Here is a 17,610-nt window from a genome sequence, read left to right as displayed (position 1 = left end):
GCGCTGCGCGCGCTTGCCGTGGCCGCCCTCGCCGCCGCGCGGCCCGACCCGGTCGACACCGGCGGTGCGGCCGCCGCCGATCCGGTCGCGGCGGCGGTGGCCGGGGTGTGGACCCGGCTGCTGGGCGTGCCGCCCGACCCGGACACCGACTTCCTCGCCGCCGGTGGCAACTCCATCGCGGCGATGCGGCTGGTCGCCGCGCTCCGCGCCGAGCTGGGCCGGCAGGTGGACACCCGCGCGGTGTTCACCCAGCGCACCTTCGGGCGGCTGGTCGAGCGGGTGGCCGCCGCGCCGAGCGGCGGTGACGGGCTGCGCACCGGCAACCCGCCCACGCTCTCCCCACCGCAACGCCGGCTGTGGTTCGTCGACCAGCTCGCGCCGTCCAGCGCCCCGTACAACATCGCCGTCGCGCACCGGCTGCGCGGCCCCCTGGACACGGGCGCGCTCGGCGCCGCGCTGCGGGCCGTCGCCGAGCGGCACGACGTGCTGCGCTGGCGGATCCCGCAGACCGGCGGCGTGCCGTACGCGGTCTGCGCCGAGCCGACCGACGTGGCCGTGCCGGTGGTCGACCTGACCGGCAACGCCGAGCCGGAGGCGGAGCTGGCCCGGATGCTCGCCGCCGGCGCCGCGCACCCCTTCGACCTGGCCACCGGGCCGCCCTGGCAGGTGACCGTCTACCGGCTCGGCCCGGCCGAGCACGTGCTCGCCGCCACCTGGCACCACGCCGTCTTCGACGGCTGGTCCGAGCGGGTCTGCTACGACGACCTGGCCACCGGGTACGCCCACGCGCTCACCGGTGAGCCGCCGACCCTGCCGGAGCTGCCGGCCCGCTACGCCGACTACGCCGTCTGGCGTGCCGAACGGGACCGGCTGCGGGGCGAGACCGACCTCGCCTGGTGGACGGCGCACCTGGACGGCGTGCCGACGGTGCTGGACCTGCCCCGGGACCGACCCCGTCCGGCGGTGCAGACCTACGCGGGAGCCGAGGCGGCCGTCCGGCTGCCCGCCGACACCGACCGCGCGGTCCGGGAGCTGGCCGAGCGGCGCGGCACGACGGTGGCCGCCGTGCTGCTGGCCGCCTTTGGGGAGCTGATCGCGCGGCTCACCGGCGGCGACGACCACGTGCTCGGCGCGATCGTCGCCGACCGGCGGCTGGCCGCCTTCGACGACGTGATCGGCTTCTTCATCGACACCGTGCCGGTGCGGGTCCGCACCGGCGGGGCGAGCTTCGCCGAGTTGGTCGACCGGTGCGCCGGCGAGCTGCACGAGGCCACCGCCCACCCGGGCGCGCCCCTGGAACGCGTCGTGGAGGCGCTCGGCGTCGGCCGGGACACCGCCCGCGCGCCGCTGGTGCAGGTGCTGTTCAACGTGCTCAACTTCGCGCCGCCCCGGCTCACCCTGACCGGGCTGACCGCCGAGCCGGTACCGGTGCCCAAGCCGGGCTCACCGTTCGACATCACCGTCTACGTGGTCCAGTCCGACGGCCGCACCGGCGTCGAGGTGGTCTACAACCCGGACCTCTTCGACGCCGGACGCATCGACGACCTGCTCGCCGACCTGGCCGAGCTGGTGGGTGCGCTGGCCGACGCACCGGACACGCCGGCCCGCGAGGTGGCCGCCGCGCTGCCGCGCCCCACCGTGCGGGTGCCGCAGCTCGGCGCGATGACGGTCGCGGGAAGCGACCCGACCGGTTCCCCGCCGGCACTGGTGCCCGCCGGCCCGCACGGGCTCACCGAGACCGAGGAGCTGATCGCCGGGATCTGGCGGGAGGTGCTGGAGCGCGACCGGGTCGGGGTGACCGACAACTTCTTCGACATCGGCGGACACTCCCTGGCGCTCGCCGCCGTGCACGCTCGGCTGACCGCCGCCACCGGCCGGTCCATCAAGATGCTCGACCTGTTCCGCCACCCCACCATCCGCGCGCTCGCCGCCAGCCTCGACGGGGCCGCCGACCGCCCGGAGCTGGCGCGGGCCGCTCTGCGCGCCGCCGCCCGCCGCAGCCGTACCCGCCGTATCCCTCCCCGCCGCCCCGGCGGCACCGCGTGACGAAGGACAGCCTGATGAGCAATTCGACCGCAACCGACCTGCCCGACGGCGTCACCGACCTGCCCGACGAGGGCATCGAACCGATCGCGATCGTCGGCCTGGCCGCCCGCCTGCCCGGCGCGGCCGACGTGCACGAGTTCTGGCGCAACCTCATCGACGGAGTGGAGTCGGTCACCGAGCTGACCCGGGAGGAGCAGCTGGCCCGGGGCGCGAAGATCGAGGAGGTCGACGACCCGGGCTGGGTCAACCGGGCCCCGCTGGTCGACGGCTACGACGAGTTCGACGCCACGCTGTTCGGGATGACCGCCCGGGAGGCGGAGCTGACCGACCCGCAGCACCGCCTGTTCCTGGAGTCCTGCCACACGGCGCTGGAGGACGCCGGCTACGACCCGACCCGCTACGACGGCGCGATCGGCGTGTACGCCGGCACCGGCGGCAACACGTACCTGCACCGCAACGTGCTGCGTAACCAGCGGGTCGGCGGCAACCCGCACGGCGCGGTCTCCATCGCCACCGGCAACTCGCCCAACTACGTGGCCACCAACGTGTCGTACCGGCTGGACCTGCGCGGGCCGAGCCTGACCGTGCACACCGCCTGCTCCACCTCGCTGGTCGCGTTCCACCTGGCCTGCGAGGCGCTGCGCAACGGCGAGTGCGACATGGCGCTCGCCGGCGGCGTGAACATCGAGCTGCCGCACGTCGGATACCTCGGCATGGACGGCTTCACCTCACCCGACGGCCGCTGCCGCCCGTTCGACGCCGCCGCCAACGGCACGGTGTGGGGCAGCGGCGTCGGGGTGACCCTGCTCAAGCGGCTCTCCGACGCGATCGCCGACGGGGACGCCATCCGCGCGGTCGTGCTCGGCAACGCGATCAACAACGACGGCGCCGGCAAGGTCGGCTTCACCGCGCCCAGCGTCGACGGGCAGGCCGCGGCCGTCGCCCAGGCCGTGGCGATGGCCGATGTCGACCCCCGCACCATCAGCTACGTCGAGGCGCACGGCACCGGCACCGCCATGGGCGACCCGATCGAGGTGGCCGCGCTCTCCGCCGTGTACGCCCGGGACACCGACGAGCGGGGCTGGTGCGGCATCGGCTCGGTGAAGTCGAACATCGGGCACCTCAGCCAGCCCTCCGGCATCGTCAGTGTGATCAAGACGGTGCTCGCCATGGAGCACGGGCTGATCCCGCCGACGATCAACTTCGAGACGCCGAACCCGGCCGTCGAGTTCGCCGACACCCCGTTCTACGTGGCGAACACCCTCACCAAGTGGGACAGCGGCGGCGGGCCCCGGCGGGCCGGGGTCAGCTCGTTCGGCATCGGCGGCACCAACGCGCACGTGGTCCTGGAGGAGGCGCCGGCGGCGTACCGCACCGACCGTCGGGTGCGTCCCGCGCACCTGCTCCAGGTCAGCGCGGCCACCCCGAGCGCCCTGGACGCGGCGGTGCACCGTCTCGCCGCGCACCTGGACGGCGCCGCCGACGCCGGCCCGGCGTACCTCGCCGACGTCGCACACACCCTGCTCGTCGGCCGCCGTCCGCACCCGTACCGCCGCGCCGTGGTAGCCACCGACCTCCCCGGCGCCGTCACGGCCCTGCGCGCACCGGTACGCGGACCGCGCGCACCGCAAGGACCGAAAGGACCGCAAGGCCCCCGCGAGGCGCAGGGACCGCAAGGCAACCGCGAACCGCAGAGACCGCAAGGCAACCGCGAACCGCAGGGACCGAAAGGCCCCCGCGAACCGCAACCATTGACCACCAGTCCAGCCCCGACAGTGGCCCTACTGTTCTCCGGTCAGGGCTCCCAGTACGCCGGGATGGGCGCGCAGCTCTACGCCGAGCAGCCGCGCTTCGCCGCGGTCGTCGACGAGTGCGCCGAGCTGCTCCGCCCCGAGCTGGGCCTGGACCTGCGTGACCTGATCCTCGGCCGGGACCCGGCGGCGGGGGAGAAGCTCACCGAGACCCGCTACACCCAGCCGGCGCTGTTCACCGTCGAGTACGCCCTGGCCGCGCTCTGGCAGGCCGCCGGGGTCCAGCCGGCCGCGATGATCGGCCATTCCATCGGCGAGTACGTCGCGGCCACCGTGGCCGGGGTGTTGAGCCTGCCGGAGGCGCTGCGGGTGGTCGCCGCCCGGGGCCGGCTGATGCAGTCGCTGCCCGGCGGGTCGATGCTCGCCGTCGCGCTGGACGAGTCGGTCGTCGCCGACCTGCTGCCCGACGGGCTCTCCGTGGCCACGGTCAACGGGCCGGGGACCTGCGTGGTGGCCGGTGAGACCGCCGCCGTCGAGGCGTTCGCCGCGACCCTGGAGGGCAGGTCCAAGGTGCTGCGCACGTCGCACGCGTTCCACTCGCCGATGATGGAGCCGATCCTCGCCGAGTTCACCGCGTTGATGGACACGGTGTCGCTGCGCCCGCCGGCGGTGCCCTTCCTGTCCAACGTCACCGGCACCTGGATCACCGCCGAGCAGGCCACCGCTCCGGCGTACTGGGCGGCGCACCTGCGCCAGCCGGTCCGCTTCGGCGACTGCGTGGCCACCCTGCTGGCGGCGGGCACCTGGCAGCTGGTCGAGTGTGGCCCCGGCCGGCAGTTGGCCAGCCTGGCCCGGATGCAGGTCGCGAAGGCCGCGCCGGAGCAGCGCACGTTCACGCCGCTGGGAAGCCTGCCCGCGGCCGGGGAGAGCACCGGTGACCTGGCCGCCCTGCTCGGCACCGTCGGCGCGCTCTGGTCCGCCGGGTTGCCGGTGTGCGTCGACGCCGACCCGGCGGCCCGCCGGGTGCCGCTGCCCACGTACCCGTTCGAGCGCCGCCGCTACTGGATCGAGCCGGACCCGGAGCAGCCGGTCGCCGCCGCGCCGGTGGACACCGGGCCGCGGCCGCTGTCCGAGTGGTTCGCGGTGCCGATCTGGCGCCAGGCCGCGCCGCTGCCGGCGTCGGGGTCGCTGGGCCGCTGCCTGGTCCTCACCGCGGGTCCGCGCGGTGACGCGCTGGTCGCCGGCCTGCGGGCCGCCGGTGCCGACCCGGTGCCGGTACGCCCCGGCGACGCCTTCGCCGCCGCCGACGGTGGCTACCGGCTGCGCCCCGGCGTACGCGCCGACCACGACGCGTTGGTCGCCGCGCTCACCGCCGACGGTGCGCCGCCGACCCGGCTGGTGCACGCGTTCACCCTGGACGGCGCACCCGCCGGCACCGACATCGCGGCCACCTGGGCCGCCCAGGAGATCGGCTTCTTCGACGCCCTGCACCTGGTGCAGGCCCTTGCCGGGGCCGGCCTGACCGGCGAGGAGCACGGCCTCACCCTGGACCTGGTCACCGCCGGCACCGGCGACGTACGCGGCGACGATCTCCGCCGCCCGGAGCACGCCACGCTCGCCGGGTTGGCCCGGGTGCTCCCCGCCGAGCTGCCCGGGCTGGCCGTCCGGCTCATCGACGCCGACCCGACCGACGACGACGCCAGCACGGTGGTCGCCGAGCTGCGCCGTCCCCGGGAGCCCGAGGTGGCCCTGCGCGGCGGGCGGCGCTGGGTGGCCGACGTCGAGCAGGTGACGATCGACGCCGAGGGCGAGCCGGGCGCGCTGCGCGACGGCGGCCGGTACGTCATCACCGGTGGTCTCGGCGGCATCGGCATCACCCTGGCCGAGGACTTCGCCACCCGGGTCCGGGCGAGGCTGGTGCTGCTGGCCCGCTCCGGGCTGCCGGAGCGCGAGCGGTGGGACGACCACCTCGCCGTGCACGGCGACGACCGGGCCGGCCGGGCCATCGCGGCGATCCGCCGGATGGAGGCCGCCGGCGCCCAGGTGCTGGTGCTCGCCGCCGACGTGACCGACCCGGCCGACCTGCGCCGGGTCCGCGACGCCGCGACCGCCGCGTACGGCGGCATCGACGGCGTCGTGCACGCGGCCGGCCTGCCCGGCGGTGGGATGGCCGAGGTCAAGGAGCGGGCGGAGGCGGAACGGGTGCTCGCGCCGAAGCTCGCCGGCACCCTCGCCCTCGCCCAGGTCTTCGGCGACCTGCCGCTGGACTTCGTGGTGCTCTGCTCGTCCGTCACCGCGGTGCTCGGCGGCTTCGGGCAGGTCGACTACTGCGCCGCCAACGCGTTCCTGGACGCGCACGCCCGCTCCGGCGCGGGCTGGCGGGCCCCGGTGCTGTCGCAGAACTGGGGTGGCTGGGCCGAGGTGGGCATGGCGGTGGAGACCGCCGCGCCGGCCGGATTCCGGGCGGCCGGGCGCGACACGGTGACCAGCGCGGTCGACCACCCGGTGCTCAGCACGAAGGTCACCGGGCCGGCGGAGACCGTGCTGCACGGCCTGGTCTCCGCCAGCACCCACTGGCTGCTCGACGAGCACCGGATCGGCGGCGTGCCGGTCGTACCTGGCACCGCCCACCTGGAGTCGGTGCGGGCCGCGGTGGTCTCCGCGCTGCCCGCCCCCGGCGCGGGTGCGGCCGTGGAGCTGCGCGACGTGGTCTTCCTGGAGCCGTTCTCGGTGCCCGACGGCACCGTCGCCCAGTACCGGGTGGAGCTGACGCCGGCCGACGACGGCGGCACCGAGTTCGCCGTCCGGAGCCTGGCCGGCGGCCGACTGCGCACCCACGTGCGCGGCACGGCCGGCTGGACCGACGAACCGGCCCCGCCGGCCCGCCCGGCCATCCCGGACGGCCGCCGGGTGGACGACGACGCCTCCTTCGGCCGGGGCCGGACCAGCATGCTCACCTTCGGGCTGCGCTGGGCCGCGCTGGCCGAGCACTACCTGGCCGACGGCTCCGAACTCGCGGTGGTCGAGGCGCCCGCCGCGGCCATCGGTGACCTGCCCTCCTGGGGCCTGCATCCCGCGCTGCTGGACGTGGCGACCGCGTTCGGCCGGGGCCAGGGCAGCGGCACGTACCTGCCGCTGTCGTACGGCCGGATCGTGGTGCGGGGGCCACTGCCGGACCGGTTCACCAGCGAGCTGCGGCACCGGGCCGGCGCCACCGACGAGGTTGTCGCCGCCGATCTGTCGCTGCGCGACCCGGACGGCCGGGAACTGGTCGCCGTCAGCGACTTCGTGCTGCGCCGGGTCGACCAGGGTGCCGTCACCGGCGGCCTGACCGGACCGTCCGACGCGGACGCCGGTGCGGCCGCGCCGACCTCGACCGAGGACATCCGGCCGGTGGACGGTGCGGAGGCATTCCGCCGCAGCCTCACCGCCGGCCTCGGCGCCCAGGTGGTCATCGCCACCCGGACGGTGGACGACATCCGGCGGCGCGCCGGGCGGGTCACCACCGACAACCTCACCGGCGACGACGTGGTCGCCGACGCGGCCACGCCCGCCGCCGGGGACGGCACCGCCGCACCGGGCACCGACCTGGAAATCACCATCGCGCGGGTGTGGCAGGACGCGCTGGGGGTGGCCCAGGTCGGCGTCGACGACGACTTCTTCGCCCTGGGCGGCAACTCCCTGGTCGCGGTGCAACTCATCGCGGCCATGCGCAGGGCGACCGGGGTGCGGCTGCCGATGCGCAGCCTCTTCGAGACCCCCACCGTGGCCGGGCTGGCCGCCCGGATCGAGGAGCTGCGGGCCGCCACCACCGACGAGCCGGCCATCCCGGCACCGATCCCCGCCATCCCGCGACTGCCCCGCGCGTGACGAGAAATCAGGAGTAGAGAGCCATGAGCGACACGATCGCCACGCTGCCCGTGGTCGTCGAATCCGACGGCCGGGCACTGACCGAGCTGATCACCGAGCGCCGCGCCGAGCTGCGCGCCACCCTGGCCGAGCAGGGTGGTCTGCTGTTCCGCGGCTTCGACGTGGGCGGGGTGGACGGCTTCGACCAGGTCGTCCGGGCGCTGTCCGGTGAGCCGCTGACCTACACCGAGCGGTCCTCACCGCGGCACGCCATCAAGGGCCGCGTGTACACCTCGACCGACTACCCGCCGGACGAGGAGATCTTCCTGCACAACGAGAACTCGTACCAGGCGCGGTGGCCGTTGACGTTGTTCTTCTACTGCATCACCGCGCCGCAGACACTGGGCGCCACCCCGCTGGCCGACATCCGCCAGGTCTACCGGGAGATCGACCCGGCGGTACGGGAGGAGTTCGTCCGCCGCCGCTGGATGCTGATGCGCAACTTCCACGAGGACTTCGGCGCCAGCTGGCAGCACGTGTTCGGCACCGACGACCGGGCGGAGGTCGAGGCGTACGCGGCGGCCAACCGGATCAGTCTGGAGTGGACGGGCCGCGACGGGCTGCGTACGCGGGCGGTCCGCGACGCCGTGCACCACCGGCCGGGCTCGGACACGCCCCGCTGGTTCAACCACGCCACCTTCTTCCACGTGAGCAGCCTGGCCAAGGACATCCAGGAGGGGCTGCTGGCGATGTTCGGCGCCGACGGGTTGCCGTCGAACACCTACTACGGCGACGGCGGCGAGATCCCCGCCGACGTCATGGACCACCTGCGCGCCGCCTACCGGGCCGCCAGCGTCCGCTTCGACTACCAGCGCGACGACGTGCTGGTGGTCGACAACATGACCGCCGCGCACGGGCGGGAGCCGTTCACCGGACCCCGCAAGATCGCCGTCGCGATGGCCGAACCGCACACCCCCGACACCGTTGGAGAGCAGTGATGGCCGAGCCCCGATTCCTGGTCGTGCGCAACGACGAGGAGCAGTACTCCATCTGGTCGGCCGAGCGCGACCTCCCGGCGGGGTGGCACGACGCCGGCTTCGCCGGCACCCGCGAGGAGTGCCTGGCGCACATCGACACCGTCTGGACCGACATGCGCCCCCGCTCGGTACGCGAGGCGAGCCGGTGAGCGCGACGACCCGGGAGTGGACCTTCCCGGCCTCCTTCGCCCAGGAGCGGGTGTGGACGGCCAACCAGCTCGATCCCGGCTCGCCGGTCTACAACGTGTCCGCGCCGTGGCGGTTTCCCACCGGCGTCACCGCCGCCCAGGCCGTCCAGGTGCTCGCCCAGGTGATCGCCCGGCACGAGTCGCTCCGCACCCACCTGCGCATGGTCGACGGCGCCCTGGTGCAGGTCGTCCGTGCCGCCGAGCCGTTGGAGCTGCCCGAGCTGGACCTGACCGGCCTGCCCGCCGACGAGCAGGATCGCCGCCACAACCAGACAATGACCGAGCTGGCCCGTACGCCGATCCCGCTGGACGCCCCGCCACCGTGGCGGGCGCGGCTGGTCCGCTTCGCCGACGACCGGCTCGGCCTGCAGTTCGTGGTGCACCACGCCGTGTTCGACAGCCACTCGGCGGTGCTCTTCGACGCCGAGCTGGCCGCGTTCAGCCGGGCCGCGCTGACCGGCGCGCCCGCCGAGGTGCCCGAGCTGCCCATCCAGTACGCCGACTTCGCCGTCTGGCAACGGGAGCAGTTCACCGGTGACGCGCTGGCCCGGCAGGTCGCCTTCTGGCGCGACAACCTGGCCGACGCGCCGGCGGTGACCGGCCTGCCGCTGGACCGACCGCGTCCCACCCAGCTCGGCTTCGCCGGCGACGAGGTGCGCTTCGAGCTTCCCGACGGGCTGCTGGACCGGGTCGGGCAGCTCGCCGCGGGCGCGTCGGCCACCCCGTACATGGTGCTGCTGGCCACCTTCGCCGCGCTGCTGTCCCGGATCTCCGGTGACCCCGAGGTGGTGGTCGGCGTCTCCACCGCCGGTCGGGACACGGCCGAGGTGACGCCGCTGATCGGCATGTTCGTCAACCCGGTCGCGCTGCGGTGCGATCTGGCCGGCGACCCGAGCGTCACCGAGCTGCTCGGCCGGGTCCGTGCCAGCCTGGTGGACGCGATGGAGCACGCCCAGACGCCGTTCCAGCGGATCGTCGAGGCGGTCGCCCCGCATCGTGACCCGTCGGTGCAGCCGGTGTTCCAGACCGCGCTGAACTTCATCCCGGACTCCGGCCTGGACCCGGTGCCGCTGGGCACCACCAAGGACGACCTGGCCTTCGACATCACGGCCGGCACGAGTCGGCTGGTCTACCGCACCGACCTGTTCGACCGGGCCACCGCCGAGTCGGTCGTCGCCCGCTACCTGCGGCTGCTCGCCGCCGCCGTCGCCGACCCGGCGACCCGGCTGTCCGCGCTGCCCCTGCTCGACGACGCCGAACGCGACGTGCTGCTCACCTGGACCGGCGCCGGCGGTGAGGTGGCCCCGGCCACCCTCGTCGCCGAGGTGGAGCGGCAGACCGCCGCCACCCCGGCCGCGGTCGCGCTGGTCTGCGACGGGATGGAGTTGAGCTACGCCGAGCTGGCCGCTCGGGCCAACCGGCTGGCCCGGCTGCTGGTGGACCGCGGCGCCGGCCCGGAGACCCGGGTCGCGCTGCTGCTGCCCCGCTCGGTGGAGCTGGTGGTGGCCATCCTCGCGGTGCTCAAGGCCGGCGCCGCGTACCTGCCGGTGGACACCGGCTACCCGGCGAACCGGATCGGCTACCTGCTGGCCGACGCGGAGCCGGCGCTGGTGCTGGCCACCCCGCAGACGGCCGCGCTGGCCCCGACCGACGCGCTGGTGCTCGGCCCGACGACCGCCGCCGACCGGAACGACGCCGACCTCACCGACGACGACCGGCGGGCGCCGCTGCGCCCGGAGCACCCCGCGTACCTGCTCTACACCTCCGGCTCCACCGGCCGGCCGAAGGGGGTGCTGGTGGAGCACCGCGCGGTCACCGCCTACCTGGCCTGGGCGCGGGACACCTACCCGGGGCTGGCCGGTACCGCGCTGCTGCACTCGCCGGTCTCGTTCGACCTGACCGTGACCGGGTTGCTCGGCCCGCTCACCGCCGGCGGCACGGTCCGGCTGGCCGGCATCGACACGCCGGCGGCCCGCGCCGGCGGCCCGCCCACCTTCCTCAAGGTCACCCCCAGCCACCTGCCGCTGCTCGATGCCGCGCTGTCGCCCACCACCGACCTGGTGATCGGCGGCGAGGCGCTGGCCGGTGAGCAGCTGGCCGACTGGCGGGCGGCCCACCCCGAGGTGGCCGTGATCAACGAGTACGGCCCGACCGAGGCGACCGTCGGCTGCGTCGCCGCCCGGATCGCGCCCGGGCAGCCGGTGCCCGGCGGGCCGGTGCCGATCGGCCAACCCACCTGGACGACCCGGGTCCACCTGCTCGACGCCGCGCTGACCCCGGTGCCGCCGGGCGTGGTCGGCGAGCTGTACGTCGCCGGGTCGCAACTGGCCCGGGGCTACCTGCGTCGGCCCGCGCTCACCGCCGAGCGCTTCCTGCCCTGCCCGTACGGGCCGGCGGGGGAGCGGATGTACCGCACCGGCGACCTGGCCCGCTGGCGGGCCGACGGGACGCTGGAGTACCTGGGCCGCCGGGACAACCAGGTCAAGGTCCGGGGCATGCGGATCGAGCTGGGTGAGATCGAGTCGGTGCTGCGCGCCCACCCGGACGTGGACGAGGCGGTGGTCGTGGTCCGCGCCGACACCGGTGAGCCGACGCTGGTCGGCTACCTGGTCGGCCGGGCCGACGAGGCCGCGCTCGCCGCCGACCTGGCTCTTGAGCTGCCCGCGCACCTCGTGCCCAGCGCGCTCGTCCGGGTGGACGCGCTGCCGCTGACCCCGAACGGCAAGCTGGACACCGCCGCGTTGCCGGCCCCGGCCGCCACCGCCTCCGACGGCTTCCTCGCCCCGCGCACCGACGCCGAGGCCCTGGTCGCCGAGGTCTACGCCGAGATCCTGCAACTGGAGAAGGTCGGCGCGCTCGACGACTTCTTCGCCCTCGGTGGCAACTCGCTGCGCGGCATGCGCGCGATGGCCCGCATCCGCGCCGAGGTGGACGTGGAGTTGCCGATGCGGGCGCTGTTCAGCAGCCCGGTGGTGGCCGACCTGGCCGCCCAGATCGAGCAGCGGCTCGCCGCCGAAGTCGACGAACTCTCCGAAACCGAGGTCGCCGCGCTGCTCGCGGCGGAGAAGGACGCCCCGTCATGACCGACGTGAAGGACCCGGCCCGCGACGCCGCCCGACAGGCGCTGATCGCGCAACGGCTGCGCCGCCGGTCCGGCGGCACCCCGGCCGCGCGGATCACTCCCCGCCCGCCGGACGCCGAGGTGCCGCTGTCGTACGCCCAGGAGCGGGTCTGGTTCATGGATCAGCTCGCACCCGGGGAGGCGGCGTACCACATCGCGGTGCCGCTGCGGGTGCGTGGCCCGCTCGACGTCGCGGCGCTGCGCCGGGCGCTGGCCGACCTGACCCGGCGGCACGAGTCGCTGCGCGCCCGGTTCCCGGCCGACTCCGACGGGCGGCCCACCGTGGTGCTCGACGACGCGGTCGAGGTGCCGCTGACCGTGGTCGACGCCGCCGACGAGGCCGCCGCGCAGGCGCTGGTGGACCGGGCCGCCGCCGAGCCGTTCGACCTGGCCAACGGGCCGCTGCTGCGCGCCCTGCTCATCCGGCTGGCCGCCTGCGACGATAATCCGGCCTCCGCGCCGCAAGACGGCACTCCGGACCGGATGAACGTCGCCGAGCACGTGCTCTTCCTCGGCCAGCACCACATCGTCGGCGACGGCTGGTCGGTGGACGTGCTGCTGCGCGACCTGATCACCCGCTACCGCGACGGCGAGCTGCCCGACCTGCCGGTGCAGTACGGCGACTTCGCCGTCTGGGAGGCGCGGGAGCTGGCCGGGCCGGGCGCCCGCCGGCACCTGGACTGGTGGAAGGACCGGCTGGCCGGGATCACGCCGCTGGAGCTGCCGCTGGACCTGCCCCGGCCGGCCACCCAGACCTACCGGGGCGACTTCGTCGAGTTCACTCTGGACGCGGCCGCCACCGAGGGGCTGGCCGCGCTGACCCGCTCCTACGGCGGCACGCTGTTCATGACGCTGCTCGCCGCGTACCAGGTGTTCCTGGCCCGGCACGCCGGGCACGACGACTTCGCGGTGGGCGCGTCGGTGGCCGGCCGGTCCGCGCCGGAGCTGGAGAACGTGGTCGGCATGTTCGTCAACATGCTGCCGCTGCGCGCCGAACTGGCCGGCGACCCGACCTTCACCGAGCTGCTGGGCCGGACCCGGCGTGCCGTGCTGGACGGGCTGGAGCACGCCGAGGTGCCGTTCGCCCGGGTGGTGCACGAGCTGGGGCTGCCCCGCGACGTCAGCCGGTCGCCGTTGTTCCAGGCGATGTTCGTGTTGCAGAACTACGAGATGGGCCGGTTCGCCGGAGTCGCCGACGACGCCGGGGTCGGCTTCGAGTGGCATCCGATGGAGCTGCGCGCCACCCGGTTCGACTTCGAGTTGCACGCCGTCGACACCGGCGCCGGGCTCTGGGGCAAGCTGATCTTCAACACCGACCTGTTCACCCGGGCCACCGTCGAGCGGATGGCGCACCGGCTGACCACCCTGCTGCGCGCCGTGGTCGCCGCACCGGACCTGCCGGTCTCCGCGCTGGACCTGCTCGCCCCGGCCGAGCGGGAGCTGTTGGCCGGGTGGAACGACACCGCCGGCGACTTTCCCCGGCAGCAGACCCTGCACGCCCCGATCGAGGAGCGGGCCGCCCGTATGCCGGACGCGGTGGCGCTGCGCTGCGCCGGCCGCTCGGTGACGTACGCCGAGCTGAACGCGGCGGCGAACCGCGTGGCGCACCGCCTGCGGGACGCCGGTGTGGGACCGGAGACCCTGGTCGGGGTCTGCGCGGAACGGTCGGCGGAGCTGGTCGCCGGCCTGCTCGGGGTGCTCAAGGCCGGCGGCGCCTACCTTCCGCTGGACCCGGAGTACCCGGCGGACCGGCTGGCCTTCATGGTCACCGACGCCGCGGCGCCGGTGGTGCTGGTGCAGGAGCACCTGCGCGACGTGCTGCCGGCGACCGACGCGCGCGTGCTCGCCCTGGACGACGAGTCGGTCTGGGCGGACCAGCCGGTGACCGACCCGACGCCGACGGCGGGCCCGGCGAACCTGGCGTACGTCATCTACACCTCCGGCTCCACCGGCCGGCCCAAGGGCGTGCCGAACACCCACCGGGGCATCGTCAACCGCCTCGACTGGATGCAGCGCACCTACCGGCTCGGCGCCGACGACGCGGTGTTGCAGAAGACCCCGGCCAGCTTCGACGTCTCGGTCTGGGAGTTCTTCTGGCCGCTGCGCGAGGGCGCCCGGCTGGTGCTGGCCGATCCGGGCGGCCACAAGGACGCCGGTTACCTGCGCGACCTGCTGATCTCCGAGCGGGTCACCACCGCCCACTTCGTACCGTCCATGCTCACCCTCTTCCTCGCCGAGGACGGTGTCGAGGCCGCCACCGCGCTGCGTCGGGTGATCTGCTCGGGCGAGGAGTTGCCGCTCGCCGCGGCCCGGGACTTCACCGCCCGGCTGCCCGGTTGCGGCCTGCACAACCTGTACGGCCCGACCGAGGCGGCGATCGACGTCAGCGCCTGGGCGTGCGATCCGACGCTGCTCGCGGAGCTGACCAGCGTGCCGATCGGCGCGCCGATCAGCAACCTGACGCTGCACGTGCTGGACGCCCGGGGCAACCCGTGCCCGGTCGGTGTCGCCGGTGAGCTGCACATCGGCGGCGTCGGTCTGGCCCGGGGCTACCACCGACGTCCGGCGCTGACCGCCGAGCGTTTCGTGCCGGACCCGTTCGCCGCCGAGCCGGGCGCACGGCTGTACCGCACCGGCGACCTGGCCCGATGGCGCGTCGCGCCGGGCGGCTCGCCCGGCGGGGTGCTGGAGTTCCTCGGCCGCATCGACCACCAGGTCAAGCTGCGCGGGTTGCGCATCGAGCTGGGCGAGATCGAGAGCGCGCTGCGCGTCCAGCCCGGGGTGACCGAGGCCGTGGTGCTGGTCCGCGAGGACACCCCGGGCGACAAGCGGCTCACCGGGTACCTGGTCGGCACGGCCGAGCACGACGCGGTCAAGGCGGCGTTGAAGGAGACCCTGCCCGAGTACATGGTGCCGGCCGCGTTCGTCACCCTGGACGCCCTGCCGCTGACCCCGAACGGCAAGCTCGACCGCGGGGCGCTGCCCGCGCCGGTGGTCACCCGAGCCGCGTCGGTGGCGCTGGTCGAGCCGCGCGACGACACCGAGCGGATGCTCGCCGACATCTGGGCCGACGTGCTCGGCGTGGACACCCTCGGCATCGACGACGACTTCTTCGACCTGGGTGGGCACTCGATGCTCGCCACCCAGGTCGTCGCCCGGATCCGTAAGGCCGAGCACGGCGCACGGCCGGTCGGTGTGATGGACCTGTTCCAGCAGCGGACCATCCGCGACCTGGCCGCCTTCATGTCCGACGGTGGGGAGGGCGACGGGCCGCGCCGGCTGCTCTACGAGCTGACCAGACCGGTGCCGGCGGCGCAGCGGGTGATCACGTACGTCTGCGTGCCGTACGGCGGCGGCAGCGCAATCGTCTACCAGCCCCTCGCCGACGCGCTGCCGGCCGGGCACGCGCTCTGGTCCCTCGCGATCCCGGGGCACGACGTGGGGCTCACCGAGGACGCGCTGCCCTTCGACGAGCTGACCACCCGCGTCGCCGAGGAGATCCTCGAACGCGTCGAGGGCCCGCTCGCCCTGTACGGGCACTGCGGCGTCGGCAGCGCCATCGTCGCCGAGGTGGCCCGCAAGGTGGAGGCCGCCGGCCGGGAGCTGACCGCGCTCTACATCGGCGCGATGTTCCCGTTCGCCCGTCCGAAGGGACTGTTCGCGGCGGTCCGCACCAGGCTGGAGAAGCTGCGCAGCAACAAGCACTACGCGAGCTGGCTCAAGTCGATGGGGGTGGACACCGACGAACTGGACCCGGAGCAGGCCGACCGGATCATCAGCAACATGCGCGCCGACTCCCGAGCCTCCGAGGAGTACTTCACCGGCCTGCTCGACCGGCGCGCCGTGAAGCTGCGCGCCCCGATCATCTCGGTGGTCGGCTCGGAGGATCCGGTCACCGACTACCACACCGAGCGGTACGCGGAGTGGCAGTTCCTCAGCGACCGACTGGGCCTGGTCGTGCTGGACCAGGCCGGGCACTTCTTCCTCAAGTACCGCGCCGAGGAGTTGGCCGAGATCGTCACCCGGGTGCACCCGGCGCTCGTCGCCGGTGACGTCTCCGCGCTGACCGCCCAGGCACGCGGCGAGGACGCCGGCTGGGCGGTGGCTGACACCCGAGGCGTCGACACCCTCACCGGCCCGGAACAGCCGGTGGTCCGGCCCAGCATGGCCCGGTTCGTGGCGGTCACCGCCGGGCAGCTCGTCTCCAGCACCGGCTCGGCGCTGACCGCGTTCGCCCTGCCGATCTGGCTGTTCACCCGCACCGGCTCGGTCGCGAACCTGGGCCTGCTCTGGGCGCTCGCGCTGGTCTGCGGGGTGCTGATGCTGCCGGTCGCCGGCGCGATCACCGACCGGGTCAGCCGGCGGAAGATCATGATGATCGCCAGTTGCAGCGCCGGCTCGATCCAGCTGATCCTCGCCGCGCTGCTCTGGAGCGGCAACCTGGCGCTCTGGCACATCTACGCCCTGGTGGCGCTGAGTCAGGTGGCCGGCTCGTTCCAGCGGATCGCGTTCCAGTCGGCCGTGCCGCAGCTCGTGCCCAAGCGCTACCTGGGCCACGCGATGGGCATCACGCAGCTCTCCAACGGGTTCGCCATGCTGCTCATGCCGGTCTTCGCCGCGGGTCTGCTCGCCGCCATCGACCTCAAGGGCATCCTGCTGATCGACGTGGTCAGCTACGTGGTCGCGGTGGTGACCCTGTCGGTGGTCCGCTTCCCCGACCTGCTCGGCTGGCGGCCCCGCGAGCGGCTGCTCGTGGCCATCGTCAACGGTCTGCGCTACTCGTGGCGGCACCGCGGCTTCCGCCTCATGCTGGGCTACTTCGCGCTGGGCAACATCTTCCTGGCCCCCGCGCTGGTGCTCACCACCCCACTGGTGCTCTCCTTCGGCAGCGCCACGCAGGTGGCCCAGGTCGCGCTCGCCGAGGCGGTCGGCGCGGTGGCCGGCGGCGTACTCATGTCGCTCTGGGGCGGTCCCCGGCACCGCCGCATGATCGGCGTGCTGATCGGCAACCTCGGCACCGCCGTCGGCTGCGTCCTGGTCGGCCTGGACGCGTCCGTCGCGATGATCTGCGTGGGCGCGTTCTGGCTGGCCATGTCGATGACCACGGCGCAGTCCATCTACGCCACCATCGTCCAGGTCAAGGTGCCGCAACGCTTCCACGGCCGGGTGTTCAGCCTCAACCAGACCATCTCCTGGTCGACGCTGCCGATCGGCTTCGCGCTGCTCGCACCGGGGGCCACCGCGCTGTTCGAGCCCCTGCTCGCCCCGGGCGGGGCGCTCGCCGGCTCGGTGGGCGCGGTGATCGGCACCGGTCCGGGTCGGGGCATTGGGTTCGCGTACGTCTGCTTCGGCGCGGCGCTGATCCTGATCACCCTGGGTGGCTTCGCGATCCGGTTGCTGCGCCGTTTCGACCTGGAGGTGCCGGACTCGCTGCCCGACGACCTGATCGGCGCGCAGGAGCGGGAACGCCGGCTGGCAGCCCGCGCCGCCGAGCGCGAGCAGGAGCGGGTGCCGGTAGGGGTGTGACGGGTGCGGGTGCCACCGCGGTGCTGCACGGCACTTCGGTGGCACCCGCCGGGGACGAAAACGTCTAAAGGGGCGCTCGCGACCCTGGCGCG

Annotated in this window: 6 protein-coding genes; all 6 read left to right on the top strand. The window is 74.5% G+C overall.

Annotation, left to right across the window (positions count from 1 at the left end; all coding sequences use genetic code 11):
- A partial coding sequence (locus tag EAD98_RS07235) for a condensation domain-containing protein (RefSeq protein ID WP_233583742.1) occupies positions 1-2,046 on the top strand: 2,046 nt, incomplete at its 5' end.
- A 14-nt stretch (positions 2,047-2,060) separates the two neighbouring features.
- A complete protein-coding gene (locus tag EAD98_RS07225; protein ID WP_233583741.1) occupies positions 2,061-7,667 on the top strand; it encodes a type I polyketide synthase in 5,607 nt (1,868 codons plus the stop codon).
- 23 nt (positions 7,668-7,690) lie between these two features.
- On the top strand, positions 7,691-8,644 hold the full coding sequence (locus EAD98_RS07220; protein WP_121653276.1) for a TauD/TfdA family dioxygenase: 954 nt from the start codon (positions 7,691-7,693) through the stop codon (positions 8,642-8,644).
- Complete coding sequence (locus EAD98_RS07215) at positions 8,644-8,832, top strand: MbtH family protein (RefSeq protein ID WP_121653275.1); 189 nt, start codon at positions 8,644-8,646, stop codon at positions 8,830-8,832. Before EAD98_RS07220 ends, EAD98_RS07215 begins: the two co-directional genes overlap by 1 nt.
- The gene (locus tag EAD98_RS07210; protein ID WP_121653274.1) at positions 8,829-11,954 is read left to right on the top strand and encodes a non-ribosomal peptide synthetase; all 3,126 of its coding nucleotides are present in this window, start codon (positions 8,829-8,831) and stop codon (positions 11,952-11,954) included. Before EAD98_RS07215 ends, EAD98_RS07210 begins: the two co-directional genes overlap by 4 nt.
- Entirely contained in the window at positions 11,951-17,518 is a 5,568-nt protein-coding gene (locus EAD98_RS07205) for a non-ribosomal peptide synthetase/MFS transporter (protein WP_121653273.1), read from the top strand. The genes EAD98_RS07210 and EAD98_RS07205 overlap by 4 nt, the downstream gene beginning before the upstream one ends.
- Positions 17,519-17,610: the final 92 nt, after the last annotated feature.

The organism is Micromonospora sp. CV4 (assembly GCF_003667455.1).
GTDB lineage: Bacteria > Actinomycetota > Actinomycetes > Mycobacteriales > Micromonosporaceae > Micromonospora.
Note: the sequence above shows the minus strand (reverse complement) of the source record. Positions and strands in the feature narration are given on the sequence as shown.

Excerpts from the sequence above, each read along its gene's own strand:
- EAD98_RS07220 (WP_121653276.1), top strand. The coding sequence starts at position 7,691 with ATGAGCGACACGATCGCCACGCTGCCCGTGGTCGTCGAATCCGACGGC.
- EAD98_RS07225 (WP_233583741.1), top strand. The coding sequence starts at position 2,061 with ATGAGCAATTCGACCGCAACCGACCTGCCCGACGGCGTCACCGACCTG.
- EAD98_RS07205 (WP_121653273.1), top strand. The coding sequence starts at position 11,951 with ATGACCGACGTGAAGGACCCGGCCCGCGACGCCGCCCGACAGGCGCTG.
- EAD98_RS07215 (WP_121653275.1), top strand. The coding sequence starts at position 8,644 with ATGGCCGAGCCCCGATTCCTGGTCGTGCGCAACGACGAGGAGCAGTAC.